This window comes from Acidobacteriota bacterium (genome assembly GCA_028875575.1).
GTDB lineage: Bacteria > Acidobacteriota > Terriglobia > Versatilivoradales > Versatilivoraceae > Versatilivorator.
The window spans coordinates 1-24,385 of record JAPPDF010000009.1 but is presented as its reverse complement, the minus strand read 5'-3'; the positions used below and the strand labels follow the sequence as shown (position 1 = coordinate 24,385).

Sequence of the window (24,385 nt, the reverse complement as noted above, 5' to 3'; positions counted from 1 at the left end):
GTTTCTTCGCCATCAAGCTGCAGCGGGCGTGGCCCTCAAAATATCTTCTTCCCCTCCCCGGGAGGCACCATGGCTCTCATTCACCGGCGCGGTTTTCTTCGTCAATCCGGGCTGGCCGCGGCCGGCCTGCCCTTCTGGTCGTCGTCGCTGTTCTCGCAACTGGCCCGGAAGATTAAGATAACCGAAATCGAAGCGCACGAGGTGCTTCCTCCCTACCACGACTACCATGCCGAGTGGCTGTTTCGCTACCAGGGGCTGCACAGCCGGTTGCGGACCATCTACATCGTCAAGACCGATGCTGGGATCGAGGGCTACGGGGAGAATTGGGGATCTCCCTGGAGCGACTTCAAGGACTATCTGGGCACCAGTCCCTTCGATTGGATCAACGACCCTCGGAACCTGCCCATGAACATGGCCGTCTACGACCTGATGGGCAAGGCGCTGGGTCTGCCGGCCTGGAAACTGATCGGGCCTCGGGTGCGGTCCTGGGTCCCCATCGCCGCCTGGACGATGTCGCAACCTCCCCGGCAGATGGCCGAAGAAGTGAGGCAATTGTCGAAACGCGGTTACCGCTGGATGAAATACCACGTGGACGTCCTGCAGAACGTGGTCGACCAGACTGCCGCCATGCAGGAGGCGGCCCCCCGGGGATTTCGAGTCCAGTACGACTTCAACGAGGATTCCAGCTTCGAAGCCGTCTATCCGGTCCTCAAGGAGCTGGAACGATTTCCCATTGCCGGGCGGATCGAAGATCCCATCCGATCCATCGACCAGGACGGCTATCGCCTGCTTCGCGAAAAGTGCGCCATCCCGATCCTGATCCACCATGGCCCGGCCGAGGTCTTTATGCGCAGGGGGCTCTCTGACGGGTTCATGTCCAGCCATGCCGGTATCGGCTCAGCCAGGAAGCTGGCGGCCATGGCGGAGAGCACCAACACCCCCTTCCTGCTGCAGATGGCCGGGGGGACCATCAACCAGGCCTTCCTGGCCCACCAGGCGGCCGTCTATCCCATGGCCTCTCTGGACCATGTAGCCCTTTGCAATCTCTGGGCGGAAGACGTGACCGTCGAGTCCATGCCGGTGGTGGGCGGCAGCGTGGCGGTTCCGCAGGGACCTGGTCTCGGGGTGAGGATCGACAGGAAAAAGCTGGAGCGGCTGGCCCGGGCGCCCCGCCCCAAACAGACACGGTTCCTGGTCAGGGTGCGCTACCGTCCGGGGCCGCACCTCTATTTCCGCTTCGATCCCGATGCCGAGGGCGCCAACATCAAGTTTCTGAGTCCGCCGGGATTCGGGCGGCGGTACTCCGGACACGGCCCCCACGTCCCGGGACCTGTCCCGGGCTATGCCAATCCGGTGGAGACTGACTTCTGGGACGAAGTGGGCACGGCCGAGTTCGAAAGGATGTGGAAACGAACCGAGGCCGGTCCCGTCTGGACGAGCGGGTCGTAGTGGGGAGTGAAGAGTGAATAGTGGAGAGTGAACAGCCGCGGGGTTCGGGAACGGGCAAGCGCCCGATGACTTGCCTTACTTGAAACAACAGAAAAATGAGTGACCCACGAAGTGACACGAAGGACTACGAATGGCCACCAAGAGGTTGGAGCAGGCTTGAGAGGGATGCGCCAAGGGTCGGCAAGGGGGTCAATGAAGGGCACCAGGGACAAAAGGATTTTCCGTGAAGGGGCAACAAGAACCGCGGCGAAGCCGGTAGTGGGCGCTTCCCACCACATCGTGACTTACAAGGATGATTAACATCGATGCACAGGATGCACAGGATTTTTTCAGGAAACGGCTAGTGTCCTGTCTCAGAAGTTCAATTGCAGTGTTTCGGCTAGAAATTAGAATGAATTCAATGAGTTAACGTCTCAAATAATTCACCGAATTAATGGGACAGGACACTAGCTTCTAATGCCGGGAATCCGCAAATCCGCACCGGATCATCGCCCGAGCCGGCTTCTGGTGCAGGAAGATCTCGTCCTGTTAATCCTGTGCATCCTGTGCATCGATGTTCAATAGGTAGAACACCGTTCTAACGGAACATGATCCTTGTTCCCGACAGGCTATGAAGATTCGTAGTTTCACTCTCGTATGATCCGCCCGGCAGGGCGGGGGGCGGGACTTATTTGAAGGACTGCGCCGCCACCGACCAGTTGCTTTGCGTGTCGATCAAACAGCTCTTCACTCTTCACTCTCCACTATTCACTATTCACTATTCACCCAGGCGCACCGCCGTCCCATACGTCGGGGAGGCTGAAACAGGGTGAAACCGGGGTGTTTCAGACAGCGGTCAGAACCGCCCAAGGCTGAGGGGTTCCAAGGGAAGGGAGAGTGGTTCCCCGCAGACCATCTCGGCCATCAGCTTGCCGCTGACGGGGCCGTGGGTATACCCCAGCATGGCATGGCCGGTGGAGAGGTAGACGTGGGGATGGCGGGGAAGCCGGTCGATGATGGGCAGCCCGTCCGGGGTGCAGGGGCGCAAGCCGCACCAGCGCTCCACGTTGGCGGGATTTTCGGCCCCTGAGAGCACCTCCAGAGCCCCCCGCCGGATGGCATCGGTACGGGTCGGGTTCAAGCTCAGATCGATCCCGGCAAACTCCATGGTTCCCGCGAATCGCAGGCGACTGCCGATGGGAGTCACCGCTACTTTTCTTTCCGCGTGGATGAGGGGAATCTTCGGGCTGAGCGCCGGCCGGTCCATGGTCAGGCTGTACCCCTTTCCGGCCTGAACCGGGACCCGGACTCCCAGTTCCCGGGCCAGCAAGGGTGTCCAGGACCCCATGGCCAAAACGATTTCACGGGCGCGGAAATCTCCCTGCTCCGTTCGGACTCCGGCAGGCCGTCCTCCCTCACGCAACCAGCCGGTTACTTGGGTCCCCGTCCTGACGGCCACCCCATGCCTGCCGAGGGTTTCTCCCAGGCCGGTGACAAACCGATGGGAATTGCCATGGGCGTCCTCGGCGGAATAGAGAGCGCCTACCACCCTCCGGTTGAGCGCGGGCTCCAGTTCCCGGGCCTGGTCCCCTGACAGGACCTTGAGATCCATGCCGTGCCTGGCCATGATCTCGGCCTCCTCCCTGCCCTCCTCCATTCCGGCCGCCGTGGTGTAGACGCTCATCAGCCCCCGCTGCTCGAAGTCGAAGCTGAGCTCTTCGGTGGCAGCCAACTCCCGAAACAGGAGCAGGCTTGTGCGGCCCATGTCCCGCAAAACGGGGATGGCTCGTTCCATGGGCCGGCGGCGGCAGGAGGCGGCGAACTGCAGCAGCCAGGAATAGAGCTGCCAGTCGACCCGGGGCCTGATCAACAGCGGGCTGTCTTCCCTGAACATCCACTTCAGGGACTTGCCGATGACGCCCGGCGCCGGGACCGGCATGGCGTGACTGGGCACGATCATGCAGGCGTTGCCGTAAGAGCAGCCGGAACAGATCTCCCCCTTCTCGATCAAGGTAACCCGGCAACCCCTCTGGGCCAGGAAGTAGGCCGTGCAGACCCCCACCGCCCCGCCACCAATCACCAGGACATCCGATTCTTCCGCCATTGCCTTGACCTGACTGTACACCTGTACTGAAACCGCAATAACGTGAATGAGTTGTAAAAGGGGTACTGCTGACGGACGAGACCCCAACCGGCCGCTCCGGGCGGAGCGGCCACCCACCGTCGTCGAACGGGAGGGCGAGACAGGAGCCCCAAATCAGATATGGGCTACACCGCAGCGCGGCTGATGGTGCGGGTCTCGGACATTCGGGTGACCAGCTCGACTCGCCTGATCCTCAGGGGCTTGTCCGAACCGGGCCCCCGGTAGTTGAGCCGAATGGACACCGGGTTGCGGCCACTCTTGAGGGCCGCGATGGGAACCTGAAACTTCAAGGCCTTGAAATGCATGTCGAAGGGTTTGTCGGCAGGAAATCCGATCATGCCGTTGCCGGGCAAGGGGGCGATTCGGTAACCCACGTCCTGCCAGCTGGAGGCCACATCCACTCCGGCGGGCTCCAGCACGGTGTCACCCACCGAAACCGTCAGACGGTCCCCCGGCTTGGAATAGTCCAGCGCCATCCACAGCTCGGCCGTCTTGGGCTTGCTGGTCTTGAAGTCGTCGGCAACCGGCATGTAAAGCGATTTGGCGCCGTCGGCCACGTTCAAGTTGAAGGGGACTGGGGCTCCCTTGGAAACCGTGTTGTAGCGCACGTAGTCGGCGCCCGGGGCTCGGGGGCTGGCCTCGAACCGCTGAACGGCCGTGTAGTGCTTGTCCTTTTTCCTCATGCGCTTGGGATCGCCGATCTCGTTCAGCAGGTGTTTCCGCCAACTGCCATACATGAACCAGTTGAAGGTGTAAAGGCCGTCGGCGCCGTCCCGCCACAGATTGGAGGCGCTCCCTCGAATAACCTCGTCCGGGCTGACGCGGTAGCTGTTCCCGTAACTGTAGAGGCTGGGATAGATGGGAAGTTGGCGAGCCTTCATCAGGCCTCGAAACTCGCTAAGAGTCGGCAGCTCGGTCAGGCCCTGACCCAGGATCAGCATATCCGCCAGATCCTCTTCGATCCACTTTTCGATTTCGAAACCGCCCAGTGCGCACCACTCCAGCTTCTCCGGGATGCGGATGGCAATCTCGATGGGCCGGCCCCGGCGCTTGGCCTTCTCGTTAAGGCTCTTGCGGATGGTGCGCATGAACTCGGTCAGGTACTTCCCGTTTTCTCGCTCGGTACCCCGTTGGAAGTAGAGCGTGTGCCGCAACCAGTCCAACTCGATGCCATCGAAATCCCAGCGATCGAAGAACTCCTCGGCGACCTTGAGCTTCAGGGCCCGGACTCTGGGATGGGCGAAGTTCAGCGCCGTCCACCAGTCGAGATCATCCACCAACCAGTCGGGGTTGATTCGCTTGAAGGTGGGCAGTTCCGGGTTGGGCAAGGCGCCTCTGGCGTGCTGGCCGTCATGGATGTCATTCATCCTGAGGGAGACGAAAGCATCCAGGCCGCGCTTGCGGCACTCCTCCACGATCACCTTGGGAGGATTGTGGCCGGCGTCCGCCAGGCTCTTGGGGTTGAGATACTGGTCCTTGGGATCGACCTCCGTCCCGCCGTGCCAGGTCTTGCTCTCCGGAAACTTGAACCGGTCGGCCTCGCCCGGCCACTCCAGCACGTTGCTCTGATATTCGGCCACGTTGCCGCTACCGAAACTGAACATGAGGGTGTCCACGCCCGTGTTCTCGATGGGGTCGAATACCAGAGAGGTAAACTGCTCCCGCGTGAGGGGACCATAGGAATGGGGCAATGCGGTTCGGCCCCAGCAGTGAATCATGGACCCGTCCCAATTGAACAGAAGCCGCCGCTTCTTGCCGACTGCTCCGGCCCGCTTGGGCCTGGGGCCGGCATGCAGCAACTGAGCCAATCCACCGGCTCCTACAATCATGAAACTTCGTCTGGTGATCGGTTGCATCCTGGTTCTCCCCGGCGATGTCGCTTTTTGCTGATATGGATCCCGAAATGATAGCAAGTCGCCGTCGGAAAAGATAGATCCCGGAGAAGGTTTCCTCGGCTTCAGCCCGGCAGCACCCGAAAAGAGTGACCCACGAAGCGATCTGCCACGGTCAGGGACGGGTCACAAGAGAGTGATCCGCGAAGGGACACGAAGGACCAGGAAAAAGGAATTACGCTCACCCTGAGGGGGAGTTGCAGAAGCCGAGCCGCCAGTTGAAGGCTGATGCGGTTGGGGGCGGAAGCCGGGCAGCGGCCACTGGCAACCCTGGTCAGATCGATCCCCGGCGCCTTCTGCGAAACAGGGAAAGAACCAGATCGAATGCGTACCAGGTGGCTAGAAAAGCCAGGCACTCGAGGCTGAAACTTCCAAACTTGTAGAAGCTTTCAGCCACGATCAGGGCGCCCGCTGCAGCGGGAAGCTGTTCCAATGCGATTCGGGAAAGAGGGAGGGAGTGTAACAGGCTATACATGGCGGATCCGGTTCCTCGTCAGCCCCAGGCCCGGAAGTGGTTCCCCACTGACCGAGACCTTTTGGCAACTATCTCCAATGCCGGAGGAAGCGCCTTCACGGCTGCCTTTGCCGCACCGCCCCCCGGCGTTTAAGACAGCCTATCATAACCATTGGCCGGAAATGTGGATCAGCTACCGGCCTGTTGCGCCAGTTGGGCCAGCAGGCTGGCGGCCCTGGCGCGTTTCGCCGGGTCGGTGTCCCGGGCGACGATGCGTTGCAGGACCGAGCGGGCCCGGGGATCCCCGGCTGCACCCAACTCCAGGCCCAACCGGTCCCGCTTCTCGAAATAGCTGGGATCGAAGGGTTGAATCTTGAGTGGAAGTTTCCGCCAATAATATTTTAACGGGCTGTCAGGGGGCCAATCGGCATAGACCTGCTCCCAGTTGCGAACTTCCTTTCCGTGGGGTTCCAGGCTTCCGGGAGCGATGGGTTGGTCGACTCTCTGGAACCGGGCGTCCATGGAGAGGCGCAGCCGTTTGCTTCGGTTGGCGACGCCCTTGTGAACCATCAGGCTGTGAAAGAAAAGCACGTCGCCCTGCTCCACCGGGTTGTGAACCCACTCTCCCGGCAGCTTATCCGTCACCTCCATGCCACCGGCCCCCAGCGCAGGGCGGAATTCGTAGACTCCGCCCCGATGAGAACCGGAAGAGAGCTGCAAGCCCCCCATCTCCCCTGCCAGGTCGCTCACCGGGAACCAGGCCGTGTAGGTCTCCGCCGTCCCCTGGATGGGGACCCAGTCCTGATGCGGCGGGGTGGTGTACTCGATTTTTTGGGGAAAGATGGTCCGACCGATCAATCGTGGATGGGGCAGGACCTTACCTCCCACCAGCCGCTCCACGACCGCCAGCAGGTCGGGATGGTGCTGGATGGACTGGAATTCCATGATCGACAACACCCGGGTCATGACTTCCATGTAGGGCCGTTCGGGCTCCACGCAGAAGGCCTCCAGGTTGGCAATGCCTCCCTCCCCGGCCCCGTCCTCCAGCCAACCGACTTCCTCCAGGACCCCGAGCCACTTCAGGCGCAGTTCCTCCAGCAGCCCGTGCGGCAACAGCCCCCTGACGTACAGATAGCCATCCCGATCCATTCGCCGTCTCAGTTCGGATGCATCGCCAACAATGCCCGTGGAATCCAAAAATGGCTTCACGAGAGCCTCCCTTGATCAGGTTAGTCGGGACCACCTTGCGGTTGGATCCCTGGTGTCATTTGCAGCACTCCCATCGAGGTCCCGGCAAAGAGACGGACCGGCCCGGATCCGGCCAGGACCAGGGTGTGGAGCCGGCCTGCAGTGAAGCCGGTCACTCCCCGACCGTGCCGGACCGATTCCAGCACCTCCCAGTTCGAGCCACCGTCCAGACTCCTGAAGAGACCGCGGCGCAGGGCCGCGTAGAGAATGGACGGCTTCGAAGGATCGACGAGCAGGGCCCGCACCACCGGAAATGGCGGCAATCCCCGGTTGGCGGGCGACCAGGTCTCCCCTTCGTCGCTGCTCATGAACACCCCATCCCCGTAAGAGCCTGCGTACAGGATGCGGGAAGGGGGCGGACCGACTGCCAGAGCATCGATCATGAGGCCGGGCAACCCCTGGGCATCACCCTTCCAGGTCTCTCCACCGTCGACCGATTTGAACACTCCAGAGCCGTCGGTGGCCGCGTAAAGGGTGCTGGCCGCAACCGGGTCCATGGCAAGAGCCCGTACACTCTTTTCCGTAAGTCCTCGGTTGACCGACTCCCAGGAAGAGGCGGCATCCTCGGTTTTGAAAACGCCCTCCCCATCGACCGCGGCATAAAGCACGGAAGACCTGGCAGGATCCGCCAGCAGCGACCGAACCAGGCTCAGCGGCGGCAATCCTCGGTTGGCCGCGGTCCAACTGGTTCCCCCGTTGATGCTCTTGAAGACCCCGCCGCCAAAAGTGCCGGCGTAGACGTGGCCGGCGTCGGAGGGATGGATCAGGAGGGTCTCCACCCGGGACTCTGTGAGACCCTGGTTACCGGGTTCCCATTTGAGGCCACCGTCGGAACTCTTGAAAATGCCGGAATCCAGCGTGCCCGCGTAGACCTGGTCGGGATTGGCGGGATCGAACGCCAGGGCTTGCACCAGGACATCGGTCAGCCCTTGATTCGAGGCCTTCCAATCGTTGCCTCCGTCAGTGCTCAGGAAAACACCCCCGCCCGCCGTACCCGCCAGCAGGGTGGAGCCGTCGTCAGCAAGGGCGGCCAGGGCCGTCACCGGAAAAAGATCGGGCAGCCCCCCGTGGATCTTCTTCCACTTCTCGCCCCCGTCAGCCGTCTTCAGCAATCCCTCGTTCAGGGTGCCGGCAAATGGGGCTGCCGGACCCGATCCGATCAGGGCCAGGTCGAGGACAACAGCGCCTTTCTTGACCAGCCTCCAGTTTTCCCCGCCATCCGGACTCCGGTAGACCATGCCGCCCAGGTTGTCGTCGGTGCTGACATAGAGGACCGCCGGATCGTCACGATCCACCACCGCCGCCGTAATCCAACGATCGTTCAATCCACTGCTGTTCCAGGTTTTTCCTCCGTCCAGGCTCTTGAAGAGGCCCTTGCGGTGGGTGCCGGCGTAAAGGGTCCGGGGCTCCCGCGGATCCATGGCCAGGACTTCCACCTGACTTCCGGCCAGTCCCCGGTTGCTTGCCTTCCAGGTTCTCCCGCCGTTGCTCGTCTTGAACACACCCCCGCCGAAAGTGCCCGCGTAGGCGATGGAGCCCTTGCGGGGATGGACCAGCAGAGCCTTGACAGCCCGACCGGGCAACCCGTGAAATCGGGCGGTCCAGGAGACACCCCGGTCCGAACTCCTGAAAACCGCTCCGGACGCGGTTCCGATGTAGAGAATTCGAGGATTCGAAGGAGCCACCACCAGAGCCTCGACCCCACTCCCGGTCAACCCACTGGCGCCGCGTTCCCAGCTTTGGCCCCCGTCGCTGCTGGTGAACAGGCTTCCTCGAGCGGTCCCCAGGTAGAGCCTCCGGGAATCTTCCGGATCGACAGCCAGACAGGTGACGTTGGCGCCAAAGGGCCCCCGAGGCGCCGAAGGCTCGGTCGCCGCCTCAGAGGCAGACGAACTGACGGCCATACTGGTCACGAGTGTGAAAACGCCGAAACACCGGAAACTAAAACGATTCATCATTCATCCACTCATCATTCATCATTCCTTCGGGCCGCATTGTACAACATCCCGGCGATCGGATTGGCAGGTTCACGCTACCTCGGAGACTGGCCGACAAGGAACCTGCGAATATTCGCAAATCCTTTACAAATTCTCAGTGCAAGTGGTAAATTTCCCTAAATCATCGGCAATTGATCTCCAGGCCACACTTGGAGAACCACTCACCCTGGCTGCATCGCAACTCGGGGAACGGGGGCAACGGACAATGCTCACCATCCATGGACAAAAGCAGCGGCTTTGCGACGGTATCCACCGACGCAACTTCATCAAGATCGGGGCCTTGGGCATGGGAGGACTCTCCATGCCGCAACTGTTGCGCGCCGAGCGCCACGCCGGTGTCGGCAAATCCAGCAAAGCCATCATCATGATCTATCTCCCCGGCGGCCCGCCGCACCAGGACATGTTCGAGCTCAAAATGGAGGCACCCTCGGAGATTCGCGGGGAGTTCAAGCCCATCCCCACCAACGTTTCCGGAATTCAGATCTGCGAGCATCTTCCCCGCCTGGCCAAGATGACCGACAAGCTGGCGCTCCTGCGAACCATCGTGGGGGCCAAGAACCGCCACTCGTCCCATCAGTGCATGACCGGACGCCTGAAGGACGACCCGCCCCCCGGCGGGTGGCCCGAGATCGGTTCGGTCATCTCCAAGCTGGAGGGGTCCACCCATCCGGCCGTGCCTCCCTACGTGAATCTCACCCCCAAGATGAGGCACAAGCCCTACAATTTCGGACACCCCAGCTTCCTGGGAGTGGCACACACGCCATTCCGCCCCGAGGGCGATACCCTCAGCGACATGACCCTTCAAGGGATCAGCCTGGAACGGCTGTCGGACCGCCGGGCGTTGCTTCAAAGCTTCGACCGCTTCCGGCGGGATACCGACCGGAGCGGTGGGATGGAAGGCCTGGATGCCTTCAACCAGCAGGCCTTCGACGTTCTAACCTCCAGCCGGCTCCTGGAAGCCCTGGATCTGGAGAAGGAAGATCCACGCATCCGCGAACGCTACGGAGAGGGGACCCCGCAGCATCAGGGGGACGCCGCCCCGCGACTGATGGGGCAGTTCCTCCTGGCGCGCAGGCTGGTGGAGGCCGGAGTTCGCTGCGTCACCGTCAGCTTCAGCTTTTGGGATTGGCACGGCGGCAATTTCAAGAGGGGCCGGGACAACCTGCCACCCTTCGACCAGGGGGTCAGCGCCCTGGTGGAGGATCTGCATCAACGCGGGCTGGACAAGGACGTCACCGTGATTGCCTGGGGCGAGTTCGGCCGCACTCCCAAAATCAACAAGGATGGGGGGCGGGACCACTGGCCGCGGGTATCCTGCGCGCTGATGGCGGGCGGGGGCATGCGCACCGGACAGGCGATCGGGACCACCAATCGACTGGGAGAAGAACCCAAGGAGCGGCCGATTCACTTTCAGGAAGTCTTCGCCACCCTCTACCACAACCTGGGCATCGACGCCGCCAGGACCCAGGTCACCGATCTGAACGACCGGCCGCACTACCTGGTCGACGGCTATCGCCCCTTGCCGGAAGTCATCTGACACACTCGGCGATCGACCGTAGTTCAGCTCTTGTCGCCGGTTTTCCTTCCATACAGCGCATCGATCTGGGCCTGCAGCTCATCCGCCTTGGCCTGAATGGCCTCATCGGGGCTGTCCTGCAAAGTTTTGAGCGCCAGTTTGAGCGACTCCGCCGCTTTTACCACGAATAGCGCATAGTTCTTGTGCTCGCTCAGTCCCTCCCGGCCAAACAACTTCTGGTTGTCCAGCAGACACTGTGTCAACGTCACTAGCACCCCGCTCGGAACCAGGTCCACCGATCCCTGCTCCAGGGTCGTCCGGGCCTGGGCCAGGTCCTGCTCCGACCCCACAAACCTGGCCAAGGTTCGGGCGACTCCCTTGGGAAGCTCGACGACCTCGACCTCCTCCTGCTGCTCCGAATCAAGCAAATTGCCGCTCCTCACCTCCTCCAACTGGTCAGGCCCCTGCTCGGACTCGTCCACCGGCCAGGAGGACTCCAGGGCATAGGTGGATTCCGGCGAATGCCTCTTGAGAAAGCGGTCGCAGGCCTGATACAGGACCAGCGCCACGCTCTTTCGCTTGCGGAGATAGTTGAAGGCCGTGGAGCGCAGCGTGCCGTATTGCTTGGGGTCCGCTTCCATGCCGGCCAGGTAGGCATCCGCAATGCTGCGGTACCCGTCGCTTTGGCCCACCAGCAGGACGATGTTCAGAAGCCGGGCTTTGGCGGCCTGTTCACTCTTGGGAAACTTCGCCTGCAGAGCGCCCGAGGAACTGAGCGCCTTTTCGAAACGCCCGTCCGCCACGGCCCTATTCACCTCGGAAAAAAGATACTCCGGGGTGTTCCGGTCGACCTGAGGCTCCTGGCTGCAGCCGGCGGCCGCCAGACAGACGATTGCAATCAGACTGGCACTGAGGCACGGGTGGAAAGACGTAGGAACTCTCATTGGTCAACTCCTTCCATAACGACTGGGGATGAGCCTCTACCGGTTCCATGAGGCGTACAAGGTGAGACCGACGGGCCTGCAGGCTGCATGGGCTGTCCCGGCATGCGAACCCTTGAAGACACCCTGGCGGGACAATAATGCTGGCAAAATACTGAAAACAAGCTACTTCCCTCCATCGCCAGCGCGCCGCCGAGACAATGCGGGCCAAGTCCGAGAGCCTGCAACCGCCCCCATGCGGGGCGGCATGACGTAAAGCCTGAACGGATGTTGAAACGATATGAACGGATTCTGACCGATTCCGGCAACCGCGTCAACCCTGGACGGGGCATTTAGCTGGATCAAAGCATGCCCCGAAGGAAGAGCCTGGCAGGAACAGAACCCGGCCTGGCCGCTAGCCCGCAATTCTCACCAGGGGGCGTGGTCATGGCGCAGGCATTTTCCCCTCAGCGCGTGCTCGGGAGCGAAGAGCGTAGCGGTCACTACGGTCGAGCGAGCATGGATGCGCTGAGGGGAAAAGGACAAGCCAGGGCGCTCCCAGCACCGTCTGTACACTGAAGACCCCAAACAAAGTGCTGCAAGATGTCAAGGACGAACATCCTTCTACCGTATGCTCAGCGGCCTGGTGAGAATTGCGGGCTAGGGTTCAGGGTCTACCTCTCTCCGTTCCTCAGGATGGCTTCCAATGTTGCGATGTGTCTTTTGAAGGCGGCGCGGCCCGCTTCCGTCAGGGATGCGGTGGTGCGTGGCTTGCGCCCGACAAACTCCTTGCGCACGGACACGTATCGCGCTTCCTCCAGCCAGCGCAAGTGAGCCCCGAGGTTTCCCTGGGTCAGCCTCAACAGGCCCTTGAGCTCCGGGAAGGTGGCTTCCTCGACCGTGATCAGAACGGAGATGATCCCCAGTCGCGCCTGAGAAAGAAAGGCAGGGTCGAATTCAGGCTTTGTCACCACTATTCTCTTCCGCCAACATCCGTCTTTTCGCGCGACGCATGGAAGTGACGCCGGGAACCAACATGCCAAGCCCCATACACGGACCCAGGATAAGACCATTGAACTGGGTAAATGCCATGGCCAACAACGAACCTGCAAATATCGCAGCCGCACTTACCAGATACTGGCGCGAATCAGTGGACACACCGACACCAAAGACCATGTGAGCGTAAGCAAATCCCCAAACAACCGGGACCTGCGGGCCCGGGATGATCCCCGAACTCGGCCCAAGGACACTTAGCAGTACGGCCGCCCCGACATACCACGAGCAGATCTTCGTAATTTGCTGGCCAACAAACGTCTTCTCCCCTACGACGTAACCCGGTCGCCGCTTCATACATCGCGCAATCAAAATCATGCCAGCAAAGCCTACAACCAAAGCGACGATCAGGAGTTGCCGCCACCAGTTCGGAAGTACGTTCAGAAACATCAAATTGTGGATCGGATACCAGAAGAGAACAATTGTTCCCCACAAGACAAATGGCCATGCACTCTGGTCGATGCTACGGTGCGTGCGCTCCAACACCTCCCGGATATACATCAAATCGTTACTAGCGATTTCGGTGTTCATCACTGCTCCCTCCTAATCCCTGCTATCGACAGCTTTGCTCTCGTTGATACATGTTATTAGTCTGTTATTCAGACTAGTCTATGTCAAGAACTTAATTTCAATAGAGCTTCTTGCAAAGTTCGCAGCGGGCAGGTCATCTTGCCGCCAAACCCCAGGTTCTGCCTTTTTCGATATCGGGTGCGACTTGGCTAAAAATGCTGTCTGACCACAAAAAGCACAAAAGTCACAAGTTGTGTTTTTGTGCCTTTTGTGGCCATTTCCGGCAAACGTCCCGCTGCCGAATTTTGCGAAAGGCTCAATTAACATCGATGCACAGGATTAACAGGACGAGAGTTTCCTGCACCAGAAGGCAGATCGGGCGACTATCCGATGCGGATTTGCGGATTTCCGGCATTGAAGGCCAGCCGTTTCCTGAAAAAAATCCTGTGCATCCTGTGCATCGATGTTAATAACCCCTGCAAATCACGATGCGGTGGGAACTGCCCCCCCACTGGCTCGGTCGCGGTCCTTGCAGTCCCTTCGCGGACAGATCCCTTTTGTCCCTTGTATCCTTCGTTGACCCCCTTGCCAACCTTTGGCGCATTCCTCTCGAGCCTTCTCCAACCCCTTCGTGTAACTTCGTGGATCACTCTTTTTTTCTGTTGTTTCACGTAGTGTGCGGAAGCAACTCATCAATGAGGCCTGTTCCCTTCTGCGGCGATAGCGTCTTTACACTTCAGACTCGGAAGTGGTACATTAACGGGCACCGCATTCAATGGCTCGGATCAGGCAATCGTCTGGAGGAGGCTGAGAGCAATGTTGACCATCTACGGGAAAGGCCACCGGATGTGCGACGGCATGTCGCGGCGAAACTTCATCCAGATCGGCGCGCTGGGAATGGGTGGGCTGACCATGCCCCAGCTGCTCCAGGCGGAAAAGCAGTCCGGCCTGGGCAGGTCCGACAAGGCCATCATCATGATTTACATGCCGGGCGGGCCCCCGCACCAGGACATGTACGAACTCAAGCCCGATGCTCCCTCCGAGATCCGCGGCGAGTTTCAGGCCATCAAGACCAACGTCCCGGGAATCCACATCTGCGAGCACCTGCCTAACCTGGCCAAGACCATGGACAAGCTGGTGCTGGTGAGGACCGTGGTTGGAGCCGAGAATTCACACTCCTCCTATCAATGCATGACCGGGCGTATCAGCGGCCGCCGGGGCAACCCTCCCCCGGGAGGCTGGCCGGAACTGGGATCGGTACTTTCCAAGCTGAAGGGCCCCACCGATCCCGCCATTCCGCCCTACGTCAACCTGTCCCACAAGTCCCGCCACAGCGAATACAACTTCGGCCGACCCAGTTTTCTGGGTGTGGCCCACACTCCCTTCAAGCCGCAGGGGGACATCAGAAACGACATGACCCTGAACGGGATCAGCCTGGAACGTCTTTCGGACCGCAGGCAGTTGCTGCAGAGCTTCGACCGCTTCCGGCGCGACGTGGACCGGACCGGCTTGATGGAGGGTCTGGACAGCTTCCAGGAGCAGGCCTTCGATGTCCTGACCTCCAGCCGGCTGCTGAAGGCGCTGGATGTGGAGCAGGAGAGTTCCAAGCTCCGCGACCGCTACGGCAGAGGTTCTCCGAGACTGGAACGAGACGCCGCTCCCATGCACATGGACCAGTTCGTGGTGGCTCGCCGACTGGTGGAGGCGGGTGTCCGCTGCGTGACGGTGAGCTTTGGCTACTGGGATTGGCACAGCACCAACTTCAAGAACGGGCGCTACTACCTTCCGGCCTTCGACCAGGGAGTCAGCGCCCTGGTGGAAGACCTGCACCAGCGCGGACTCGACAAGGATGTCTCGGTCATCGCCTGGGGCGAGTTCGGCCGAACTCCCAAGATCAACAAGGATGCCGGCCGCGACCACTGGCCGCGCAACTCCTGTGCCCTGATGGCCGGCGGTGGGATGCGGGCCGGCCAAGCCATCGGCTCCACCAATCGACTGGGTGAGGAACCCAAGGAAAGACCGGTCCACGTTCAGGAAATCTTTGCCACGCTCTACCACAATCTGGGCATTGACGCCGCCAGGACCCATCTCACCGATCTGAACGATCGGCCACACTACCTGGTCGACGGCCATATGCCCATGCCGGAACTGATCTGACTACAAAGGTGGGTTAGCAATGGTGACCATTCCTCGGTCGAGCCTTCCCCGGGTCACCAGCCTGAGCTTGGCATCGGTTCTGCTTCTCCTGGTTGTTCCCGCACGGAGCCAGTCCCCTCAGTCCACCCCTGCTTCCGATGCCAACCCGCTGGTAGCCTTGACCCTGGAGACCGGTCGGCCCGGTTCGACCGATCCCGACGCGGTGGCATGGCTGCGCGGATCGGAGGCAAGACAGCAGCTCCTGGTGACGGGCCGCCTGAGTGATGGGCAACTGGTGGACTACACCCGCCAAGTCCATTACGAGTCCCGACCCGCCGGAATCGTCTCCATCGACACGACCGGATTTGTAACGCCCTTGGCCAACGGATCGGTTCGGGTAACGGCCGGGGTCAACCAGGGACCCAGTGCCGTCACCCGCCTTTCCGTTCGAGAGATCGGGCATTCGAGACGTGTCAATTTCCCCAACGAGATTGTTCCCATCTTTACCAAATCGGGATGCAACAGCGGCGGTTGCCACGGCAAGGCCTCGGGTCAAAACGGCTTCAGATTGTCGCTGTTCGGCTTCGAACCCCAGGAAGACTTCGAGTTTCTGGTGATTGAGGGACGGGGACGCCGCCTGTTTCCAGCCGCACCGGAGCGGAGCCTGCTCCTGCTCAAGGCAACGGGGTCGGTCCCTCACGGCGGCGGGCTTCGGGTTGAGCGGAACTCTCCGGCCTTCGACCTGCTCTCGCGCTGGATCAGGCAAGGCATGCCTTACGGGGGGCCCAATGACGCCGGCGTGGTGGGAATCCAGGTTCTCCCGGCCCATCGACTGATGTCTCGCCGACAGGAGCAGCAGCTCCTGGTAACGGCAACCTATTCGGACGGTTCCAGCAAAGATGTGACCCGCCTTTGCCAGTATGAGTCCAACCAGAAAGAGCTGGCAGAGGTAAGCCCTTCGGGCCTGGTGCGGGTCGGGGAACGGGCCGGTCAATCGGCAGTCATGGTCCGATTCCAGGACCAGGTGGCGGTCTTTCGAGTGACGGTCCCCTACGGCGGTCGGGTGCTGGAAGGGGAGCCGCCAGAAAGTTTTATCGACCGTTGGGTGCTCAGCAAACTCCGGACTCTGGAGCTGCCGCCTTCGAAACCCTGCGACGACGCCACCTTTCTGCGCCGCACATCCATCGACATCACGGGGCGCCTGCCCACCCCTGGTCAGGCCAGAGAGTTTCTGGCGGATCCGGACCCCGACAAGCGCCGGAAATGGGTCGATCAGTTGCTGGCGAGTCCGGACTACGCCGACTATTTCGCCAACAAGTGGAGCGCCATTCTCCGCAACAAACGACGGGACGAGCGATCCACCCGGGGCAATTTTCTGTTCCACGCCTGGATCCGCCGGAGCCTCCTGGAAAACAAGCCCTACGACCAGTGGATGCGAGAGATCGTTACGGCTACCGGGGAGATTGGCCGCAATCCGGCCGTGACCTGGTTCCGGGAAGTCAAGAGCATCGAAGACCAGGTTCAGGACGCGGCCCAGATCTATCTGGGCGTTCGGCTGCAGTGCGCCCGCTGCCATCACCATCCCTACGAACAATGGAGCCAGCAGGACTACTACGGATTTGCCGCTTTCTTCTCTCGTCTGGCGCGAAAGCCGGGAACTCAGGCCGGGGAGGAAGTCATTTTCCATGACCGCGGAACGGCAGCCGCCATCAATCCCAAGACCAAGCTGCCGGTGATGCCCACGGGACTGGGTACGAGCGCCTTCGACATTTCCCCAGAGCAGGACCCTCGGCAGGTTCTGGCCGACTGGATGGCCGACAAGGACAATCCCTTCTTTGCCCGCATGCTGGTGAACCGTTACTGGAAGCATTTCATGGGACGGGGCCTGGTCGAACCGGAAGACGACATGAGAGGCACCAACCCCGCCACCAATCCGGACTTGCTGGACGCTCTGGCCGGCCATTTCATCCAAAGCGGCTTCGACCTGAAGGAGCTGATCCGGACGATCTGTCAATCCCGGACCTATCAGCGCAGTTCCCATCCCAATGGGCGAAACGCGGATGACAGTCAGAACTTCTCCAGGTACTACCCCAAGCGGTTGACGGCCGAGGTCCTGCTGGACGCAATCGACCAGGTGACCGACGTGCCGACCCAATTCCCCGGTCAGCCCATCGGGACGCGGGCCGTGCAGCTACCCGACGACAGCTTCAACGCCGACTCCTATTTCCTGACGCTGTTCGGCCGACCCAACAATGCCAGCGCCTCCGAGTCCGAGCGAACCCATGACGCCAACCTGGCCCAGAGCCTCCACCTGTTGAATTCTCGCAAGATCCACGAGAGGGTCAGCGACCCGCGGGGACGGGCCATCCGCCTGGCCAACGATTCCAGCCTGACCGACGAAGAAAAGATACGGGAACTCTATCTGTGGGCCCTGTCGCGCTTGCCAGAAGAGCCGGAAATGGAGCTCGCATTGGGCTACATACGGAAAAAGACTCAAGTGTCGGACGCTGCCGCTGCCTCGCGGAGCCGGTTGCAAGAGGCCTATCAGGACACCCTCTGGGCTCTGCTCAACACCAAAGAGTTCCTTTTCAACCATTGACCACTAGCCGAGTTCGCACCCGAGCGGCTGAGGAGGTTGCCGAACCGGTTGACTTGGGGTGGGAGCATCCAATCCGCGGGAGGGTTCCCGATGTGACCGGTTCCGGTGGAGGAGCGAGCCACTCGCACCCGGAGGGGGAGAAATCTCCATGAAACACAGGACTTCAAACACTGCTGCGAAGCTGCGGTCGGTGGCGTTGGTGTTGCTGGGAGCCGCCGGACTCTGGCAGTTGGCGGGCATCCCCGCTTGGGGCCAAATGCCGTTTCTGCGGCTTATGACGGCTTTCCCTTCCGGTGGGAAACAGGCCTCGACCGTTGAGGTCACCGTCTCCGGCAGCAACATGGACGGCGTCGACCGCCTCCTCTTTTCCCACCCGGGAATTACCGGCTCCCCGCTGATGAGAGAGAGCACCTGGCTCGAGCCGACTCCACGGCCCGTTCCCGGCAAGTTCAAGGTCACCATTGCCCCCGACGTGCCCCCGGGAGTCTACGAGTTGCGCCTGGCCGGGCACTTCGGGATTTCCAACGCTCGAGCCTTTATGGTCGGAGATCAGGAAGAGGTGCTCTCGGAGGACGACAACCACACGCTGCCAAAGTCCCGGCGGATTCCTTTGGGTGTGACCGTAAACGGCCGTAGCAACGAAGGCGTAGCCGACTATTTCACATTCGAAGCCGAGCAGGGACAGCGCATCGTGCTGAAAGTGCTGGCCCAGCGATTAGACTCCAAGATGGATGCGACCCTGGTGCTCTGCGACGCCTCCGGTAGAGAGCTCATGAGCGATCGGGACACCTACCGCCTCGACCCGTTCCTGGACTTCACGGCCCCTGCTGCCGGAGAGTACGTCGTCAAGATTTACGACTACCTCTATCGAGGCGGTCCCGAATATGCCTATCGCCTCTCGGTGGGAACCCAACCGCATATCGCATACATCTTTCCGCCGGCCGGCCGGCCGGGGAGTCGTCAATCCTACGTGGTTTACGGGCAAAATCTCCCGGGCGGCAAAACCTCCTCCGTGCTCAACCCCCAAGGGGTGCCCCTGGAGGAGAAAACCGTCGAAATCACTCTTCCCCAGGATGCTCATCTCCTGCCTGTCAACTCCTTCCTGGAACCGAGACAGGTTGTGGCGGGAGGCATCGACTTCCGATTGAACTCGCCCGAAGGAGTCTCGAACTCCGCCAGCCTTGGTTTTGCCACGGCTCCCCTGGTCAGCGAACTGGAACCCAACAATCAGCCCCATTCGGCCCAGAGGGTTTCGCTGCCCTGCGAGATCCAGGGGCAGTTCTTCCCCCAGGCAGACCAGGACTGGTTTGTCTTTGAAGCCGAGAAGGGCGCCAGCTACTGGATTGAAGTGTTCTCACATCGGCTGGGTCTGCCCACCGATCCCGTAGTGGTGCTGCAGAGGTTGTCCGTCGATGGCAATGGCTTGGAGCAGCCGGAGTTGGTGGCGCGATTGGACGATGACAACACTTTTCTCGGAGACGAGCGCTATAACACCGGAAGCCGCGACCCGGTCTTTCGATTCAAGGCCGAGCACGACGGCGCCTACCGGCTCAAGATTCACGATTTGGCGGCCACACGGGAGAGCCGCCCCTCCCAACTCTACCGGCTGTCGATTCGCCATTCCGATCCCGATTTCCGCCTGTTGGTGGCTACCGACGATCCCGGAGGCTCCAACGACGACGGCATCATCTGGGAACCCCTGGTGCGGCTGGGAGGGAAGACCCGCATGAACGTCATGGCCATCCGGCGCGACGGATTCGAGGGCAGGATCGATCTCGAGGTCAAGGGGTTGCCCCCCGGGATCAGCTTCCCGGGAGCAACCATCCTGGAAAAGAGCAACGGAACCTACCTGTACTTCGAGGCGTCTCCCGAGGCGGCGGGTTGGACCGGGGCCGTGGAGGTGATCGGCAGGGCAAGGATCGATGGCCGGGCGGTTGAGCGTCAGGCGCGCCACGCTACCCTGGTCTGGAACTCCGGCTCGCTGAGACGGGCAGGCGCGCAATCCCGGCTGGTGCGGAATCGGACCCTGGCCGTGAGCCGAAACGAGTTGGCCCCTCAGCTTCCAGAGTTCCGGATCCAAAAGCAGGCGTGGGACGTCCCTCTGGAAGGCAATCTGAAAATCCCCTTTCAGCTCGCTCGCCGCCCCCTTCTGCCGGGCGAGTTGAAGCTGCGCCTGGGAACGCTTGACGGACTGAGGGAGGGCACCACCAAGCTGGTTGTGGACGATGAGAGCAGCGAGGGAACGCTCGTCTACAAGGTCACCAAGCGGGGGAACGAGTTCAAGCCCGGAAAGTACACTTTTTCGACGGTGGCAGTGGGACAGGTCACCTATCGCAACCAACCCGAAGGGGTGGCTCATGCCCGTCGGGAAACGATGAGGTTACAACAACTGTCCGAACGGAAAACGGTTGTGGCGGGAAGAAGCACCGGGAAGACAACTCCCCAATCCGAGGCGGATGCGGCCGCCCAAGCCAAGGAGGCCGAGCGGGCGCGCAGGGCGGCCGAGAAGCGCTTGCAAGAGGCGATTGCCAAGGCATCCCCTCGAAAAGTCAGGATGGCTGCTCATTCCAGAGCTCTGGATTTGACCATCCATCCGTCTCCCATTCTCCTGACTGGAAAGGAGAGGCTGTGGCACTCTCAAGCCGGGACCAACCTGGAATTGCCCCTTTCCATCAAGCGCCTGTTCAACTACGCCGACCCGGTTGAGATCGGTCTCAAAGTTCCCATCCACATCGTCGGGATCGAGGCCGAGTCGGTAACCATTCCGAAAGGCGAGACGACCTCCGCCCTGCTTGTCCGGCTGGCTGCCGATCTGGATCCCGGCGATTATCCGCTCAAGCTCCAAGCAACGCTTCAACTGAACGAGCAGGAAATTCAGGTGGAAGAGCCGCTGACGATCCGGGTGCAACCCGTCCTGCAGGAGACCTCTCTCAGACACCGTCCATGAAGCGGTTCCTCAAGACCCTCCATTCCGGCCGCCGGGCCAGACGCCGGCCCGAACTGCCGGCGCCGGGACATCCGGTGATTCTTTGGCTGACTTTGCTGGCGACCGTCGCGGCCGCCCCTGTCCGGGCTCAACTCGACCAGGACAAGGATGGGGCTCGGGACGGATCCATTCCCATTTCGGTCCCGGACAGGCAGGAACCTGTCAGCTTCAACAGGGATCTCCTTCCGATTTTTCAGGCCAAATGCCTGGCCTGTCACAGCAAGAGCCTGGCTCTCGGAAAAGTGGTTCTGGAAGACAGGCAGCTGATTCTCTCCGGCGATCGAGCAGAACCGCTGGTCGTTCCAGGCAACGGCGCCGACAGTCTGCTGCTCCAGGTGGCCGCTCATATCCGCCAACCCTTTATGCCGCCTGAGGGGAATGCCGCCGAGGCTGCGCCCCTCACCTCCGAAGAGCTTGGGCTCCTTAAACTCTGGATCGATCAGGGTGCCCGGGCAGGCGACCCGACCAGCCTCTTGCCCCAATTGAATTGGAAGGTCATTCCGGCAACCTTGAATCCTGTCTACAGCGCCGCCATCAGTCCTGATGGCAACTACGCCGCCTGCGGACGCTCCAACAGGATTCTCGTTTACCACCTGGCCTCTGGCCGACTGGCGGCACGACTCACCGACCCCTCATTGAACCCGGGCAGCCTCTATGCGGAGCCGGGGGTCAGCCACCTGGACATGGTTCACTCGCTGGCCTTCAGTCCCAAGGGTGATCTCCTGGTTTCTGGAGGCTACAGGACCTTGAAATTCTGGCGTTTGCAGATGTCAGGTCCGGTTCCAAGCCCGACCGAACCAAGCCAGAACAAACAGGAATTGTCCTGGGTCTTGGAGCGGGTGGTCGGATCGGCGCAAGATTCATCCGGGCCCATGGGAAGGGTAACGGCATTGGCCTTCAGTCCCGATGGCCAACTGCTGGCAACCGGAAGTGGAGACCCGTCCAGAAGCGGCGAACTCAAGATCTGGCGCGCGGAGAATGGGGAACTCGCGGGAGAGGTTCCCGATGCGCACATCGACACCATCCTCGGAATCGAGTTCTCACCGGACGGCCGCTATCTGGCTACCGCCTCCACCGACCGATTTGCCAGAGTCTTTGAGGTCGAGAGCCGCCAATTGGCCAAGACCCTTGAGGGACACACCCACCATGTTCTGGACGTGGCCTGGAAAGCAGACGGCAAGATTCTGGCCACCTGCGGCGCCGATGGCGACGTCAAGCTTTGGGATTTTGAAACGGGCGAACAGAAACAGACCCTCGGCGGCTACGAGAAAGAGATCACTTCCCTGAGCTTCATTGCCGACAGCGACCGATTGTTGATCAGTTCAGGAGATCCCATCGTACGCTTGGGGGAACGACGGCTTGGCGGCGTGTCCTCCTTCGTCCACGTGTCGGCAGTGAGCAGGGATGGTCGGACGGTCGTGGCGGGAGACCAGGACGGTCGCCTGCTGGTCTGGCGTTCTCCCGGCCTGCAGCCGCTATTCGTGCTTGAGCCGGAGGCGGAACCCGTTGACGGCCCTTCCGGGAAGTAGTCTGCACGGTCCGGCATTCCGTTGCGTTTCATTCCACGCCGACTCCATGATCACCTCGTTTCTGGTTGCAGTGGGCCGCACCTTCGCGGATGCCCTGCTACCCCCCATTTTCTTTGCCGGACTGGGAGCTCTCACCGACCGGCTGCTGCACTTCGAGCTCCGCAGTCTGAGCCGTTTATGTCTCTACATCCTGTCGCCTGCACTACTCTTCTCTTCCCTCATGAAGGTGGAGGTCACCCTGGCGCAGGCGGGACAAGTGGTTGCGTTCGTATTTCTGGTCCTGTCGGGCATGGCTCTGCTGGGATGGATTTATGCCAGGCTTCGCCGTATGGACGGGCCCGCCACCGGCGCCGCCGTCATGGCGGCAACCTTCTTCAACGCCGTCACCCTGGGATTCCCCTTCGTGCTGTTTGCCTTCGGCGAGGAAGGACTGCGCCTGGCCGCTGTCCTGGTGGCAACCAACTCTTTGCCGCACAACACCTGTGGCTTGTTTCTGGCTGCCAGGGGCGTGCACGGAACCCGGCAATCTCTTTGGAAGCTGGCCCGGATGCCGGTTCCCTACGCCATTCTGGCTGCGCTGTTCCTACGCGCCTTTGAAATCCCCCTGCCGGCCTCCGTCTTCGAGCCGGTCGACATCCTAGGCAGGGCGGGAATTCCGGTATTGTTGATCACCATCGGAATGGAGGTGGGCCGCATCCCGCTTCGGATCAACCATCCCGACACCTGGGGCGTGGTCGCTCTCAGACTACTGGTCGGTCCCCTTTGGGCCTGGTGGGCCGCGTCCCTGGTTGGCTTGGGAGGCTTGCTGGGTCAGGTGGTGGTGCTGCAGGCAAGCATGCCTACGGCGATCATGCCGATCGTTTTCGCTCGAGAACTCGGCAGTAACGTCGCTTTCGTCTCAAGAGCGGTACTCTTCTCCACGCTGTCCAGCATCCTGACCCTTTCCCTGGTGCTGGTGCTGGTCCGCTGAGAAATGCGGGTTAAGGAAGCGACTACAGGAGTATGATAGCTGTCGTCCCGGGCGCATCATCCTCGAACGACCCGGTTTCACCGTCACGCAATCTCATCCCCCAGGAGAAATACCATGCACGTTCGCGAGTTGTTCGATCTTTCCGATTGCACGGCCATCGTCACCGGGGGCACCGGACTCTATGGAACTCCCATGTCGGAAGCCTTGGCCGAAGCCGGAGCTCACGTGATCATCGCTTCTCGCAACAAGTCCCGCTGCCTGGAATGGGCGGCCAGCCTGGTGGACCGGGGACTGAAGGCCAGCGGCGAAAGTTACGACCAAGGAAGCGAGGAATCGATCCTGGCCTTTAGTGAGCGAGTGCTGGAACAACAGGGCTCAGTCGACATTCTGGTCAACAACTCAGTGGGACGCTCCATGCGGAGTTATGCAGCTCCACTGGACGACTGGAGGCAGTCGATGGAGGTCAATGGCACGGGACTCTTTGCCATCTCCCGCGCCTTTATGGATCCCATGATGAAGAGAAAAAAGGGGACCATCATCAACATCGGGTCCGTTCAGGGAGTGGTCGCCCCGGACTTCAGCAACTATGCCGGCACCAACATGACCACCCCGCCCGACTACCAGTTTCACAAGCACGGCCTCGTCGGGCTCACCAAGTACCTGGCGGCTTGGGCCGGGCCCCACGGTGTTCGAGTGAATGCCATTTCCCCAGGCGGTTACAACCCGGAGGTGGCTCACGAACCCTTTCTGTCGCAGTACAACCGTCGCGTCTTTCTGGGAAGAATGGCGGAATTCGACGATATCAAGGGCGTGGCGCTCTTCCTGGCCTCCGAGGCGTCCCGTTACATCACCGGGCAAAACATCGTGCTGGACGGCGGCTATTGCGCCTGACGGCTTACCTGAAACAAACGCCGTAACTCAGGAAGCCGCAGCTTTGCGGCGTCGCGTATGCCCCCCTCCGCATCAGCCTTCGCCTGCGGCTCGGCTTCTGCGACTCCCCCTCA

At 61.2% G+C, this 24,385-nt stretch carries 16 protein-coding genes; 8 read left to right on the top strand and 8 right to left on the bottom strand.

Features of this window, described 5'->3' with window-relative positions; genetic code table 11:
• Positions 1-69 precede the first annotated feature (69 nt).
• Positions 70-1,449 (top strand): mandelate racemase/muconate lactonizing enzyme family protein, encoded by a 1,380-nt coding sequence (locus tag OXI69_01555; GenBank protein ID MDE2664818.1) that lies wholly within the window; start codon positions 70-72, stop codon positions 1,447-1,449.
• 835 nt (positions 1,450-2,284) lie between these two features.
• Here the strand turns inward: OXI69_01555 and OXI69_01550 are convergent.
• From OXI69_01550 to OXI69_01530, 5 genes are all read right to left on the bottom strand, one after another.
• Positions 2,285-3,532 carry an FAD-dependent oxidoreductase gene (locus OXI69_01550; protein ID MDE2664817.1) on the bottom strand — a complete coding sequence of 416 codons (1,248 nt, stop codon included), beginning with the start codon at positions 3,530-3,532 and terminating at the stop codon, positions 2,285-2,287.
• 164 nt (positions 3,533-3,696) lie between these two features.
• The gene (locus tag OXI69_01545; protein ID MDE2664816.1) at positions 3,697-5,427 is read right to left on the bottom strand and encodes a hypothetical protein; all 1,731 of its coding nucleotides are present in this window, start codon (positions 5,425-5,427) and stop codon (positions 3,697-3,699) included.
• 310 nt (positions 5,428-5,737) lie between these two features.
• Positions 5,738-5,938, bottom strand: a complete 201-nt coding sequence (locus OXI69_01540) for a hypothetical protein (protein ID MDE2664815.1) — start codon at positions 5,936-5,938, stop codon at positions 5,738-5,740.
• A 168-nt stretch (positions 5,939-6,106) separates the two neighbouring features.
• Positions 6,107-7,126 (bottom strand): phytanoyl-CoA dioxygenase family protein, encoded by a 1,020-nt coding sequence (locus OXI69_01535; GenBank protein MDE2664814.1) that lies wholly within the window; start codon positions 7,124-7,126, stop codon positions 6,107-6,109.
• A gap of 20 nt (positions 7,127-7,146) precedes the next feature.
• Positions 7,147-9,069, bottom strand: coding sequence for a hypothetical protein (locus tag OXI69_01530; GenBank protein ID MDE2664813.1), 1,923 nt, complete (start codon positions 9,067-9,069; stop codon positions 7,147-7,149).
• Between the two features lie 298 nt (positions 9,070-9,367).
• On the opposite strand from OXI69_01530, the gene OXI69_01525 reads away from it, so the two are divergent.
• Positions 9,368-10,699: a DUF1501 domain-containing protein gene (locus OXI69_01525; protein MDE2664812.1), complete on the top strand. Its 1,332-nt coding sequence runs from the start codon at positions 9,368-9,370 to the stop codon at positions 10,697-10,699.
• A gap of 23 nt (positions 10,700-10,722) precedes the next feature.
• Here the strand turns inward: OXI69_01525 and OXI69_01520 are convergent, their stop codons facing one another.
• The 3 genes from OXI69_01520 to OXI69_01510 form a co-directional block, all read right to left on the bottom strand.
• The gene (locus tag OXI69_01520; protein MDE2664811.1) at positions 10,723-11,622 is read right to left on the bottom strand and encodes a hypothetical protein; all 900 of its coding nucleotides are present in this window, start codon (positions 11,620-11,622) and stop codon (positions 10,723-10,725) included.
• A gap of 650 nt (positions 11,623-12,272) precedes the next feature.
• Positions 12,273-12,569, bottom strand: a complete 297-nt coding sequence (locus OXI69_01515) for a transcriptional regulator (protein ID MDE2664810.1) — start codon at positions 12,567-12,569, stop codon at positions 12,273-12,275.
• Positions 12,556-13,182 (bottom strand): hypothetical protein, encoded by a 627-nt coding sequence (locus OXI69_01510; protein ID MDE2664809.1) that lies wholly within the window; start codon positions 13,180-13,182, stop codon positions 12,556-12,558. The genes OXI69_01515 and OXI69_01510 overlap by 14 nt, the downstream gene beginning before the upstream one ends.
• Before the next feature lie 795 nt (positions 13,183-13,977).
• On the opposite strand from OXI69_01510, the gene OXI69_01505 reads away from it, so the two are divergent.
• The 6 genes from OXI69_01505 (at position 13,978) to OXI69_01480 (ending at position 24,272) form a co-directional block, all read left to right on the top strand.
• Positions 13,978-15,318, top strand: coding sequence for a DUF1501 domain-containing protein (locus OXI69_01505; GenBank protein ID MDE2664808.1), 1,341 nt, complete (start codon positions 13,978-13,980; stop codon positions 15,316-15,318).
• A 19-nt stretch (positions 15,319-15,337) separates the two neighbouring features.
• Positions 15,338-17,896 (top strand): DUF1553 domain-containing protein, encoded by a 2,559-nt coding sequence (locus OXI69_01500; protein MDE2664807.1) that lies wholly within the window; start codon positions 15,338-15,340, stop codon positions 17,894-17,896.
• A gap of 148 nt (positions 17,897-18,044) precedes the next feature.
• On the top strand, positions 18,045-20,843 hold the full coding sequence (locus OXI69_01495; GenBank protein ID MDE2664806.1) for a PPC domain-containing protein: 2,799 nt from the start codon (positions 18,045-18,047) through the stop codon (positions 20,841-20,843).
• Complete coding sequence (locus OXI69_01490; GenBank protein MDE2664805.1) at positions 20,840-22,411, top strand: hypothetical protein; 1,572 nt, start codon at positions 20,840-20,842, stop codon at positions 22,409-22,411. Before OXI69_01495 ends, OXI69_01490 begins: the two co-directional genes overlap by 4 nt.
• On the top strand, positions 22,389-23,381 hold the full coding sequence (locus tag OXI69_01485) for an AEC family transporter (GenBank protein MDE2664804.1): 993 nt from the start codon (positions 22,389-22,391) through the stop codon (positions 23,379-23,381). Before OXI69_01490 ends, OXI69_01485 begins: the two co-directional genes overlap by 23 nt.
• Before the next feature lie 114 nt (positions 23,382-23,495).
• Positions 23,496-24,272 carry an SDR family oxidoreductase gene (locus tag OXI69_01480; protein MDE2664803.1) on the top strand — a complete coding sequence of 259 codons (777 nt, stop codon included), beginning with the start codon at positions 23,496-23,498 and terminating at the stop codon, positions 24,270-24,272.
• The last annotated feature ends 113 nt before the right edge of the window (positions 24,273-24,385 follow it).

Bases quoted from the DNA above. Each gene is read 5' to 3' on its own strand.
- OXI69_01490 (MDE2664805.1), top strand. From the start codon at position 20,840: ATGAAGCGGTTCCTCAAGACCCTCCATTCCGGCCGCCGGGCCAGACGC.
- OXI69_01525 (MDE2664812.1), top strand. From the start codon at position 9,368: ATGCTCACCATCCATGGACAAAAGCAGCGGCTTTGCGACGGTATCCAC.
- OXI69_01495 (MDE2664806.1), top strand. From the start codon at position 18,045: ATGAAACACAGGACTTCAAACACTGCTGCGAAGCTGCGGTCGGTGGCG.
- OXI69_01550 (MDE2664817.1), bottom strand. From the start codon at position 3,532: ATGGCGGAAGAATCGGATGTCCTGGTGATTGGTGGCGGGGCGGTGGGG.
- OXI69_01505 (MDE2664808.1), top strand. From the start codon at position 13,978: ATGTTGACCATCTACGGGAAAGGCCACCGGATGTGCGACGGCATGTCG.
- OXI69_01500 (MDE2664807.1), top strand. From the start codon at position 15,338: ATGGTGACCATTCCTCGGTCGAGCCTTCCCCGGGTCACCAGCCTGAGC.
- OXI69_01510 (MDE2664809.1), bottom strand. From the start codon at position 13,182: ATGAACACCGAAATCGCTAGTAACGATTTGATGTATATCCGGGAGGTG.
- OXI69_01530 (MDE2664813.1), bottom strand. From the start codon at position 9,069: ATGGCCGTCAGTTCGTCTGCCTCTGAGGCGGCGACCGAGCCTTCGGCG.
- OXI69_01555 (MDE2664818.1), top strand. From the start codon at position 70: ATGGCTCTCATTCACCGGCGCGGTTTTCTTCGTCAATCCGGGCTGGCC.
- OXI69_01480 (MDE2664803.1), top strand. From the start codon at position 23,496: ATGCACGTTCGCGAGTTGTTCGATCTTTCCGATTGCACGGCCATCGTC.
- OXI69_01545 (MDE2664816.1), bottom strand. From the start codon at position 5,427: ATGCAACCGATCACCAGACGAAGTTTCATGATTGTAGGAGCCGGTGGA.
- OXI69_01520 (MDE2664811.1), bottom strand. From the start codon at position 11,622: ATGAGAGTTCCTACGTCTTTCCACCCGTGCCTCAGTGCCAGTCTGATT.
- OXI69_01540 (MDE2664815.1), bottom strand. From the start codon at position 5,938: ATGTATAGCCTGTTACACTCCCTCCCTCTTTCCCGAATCGCATTGGAA.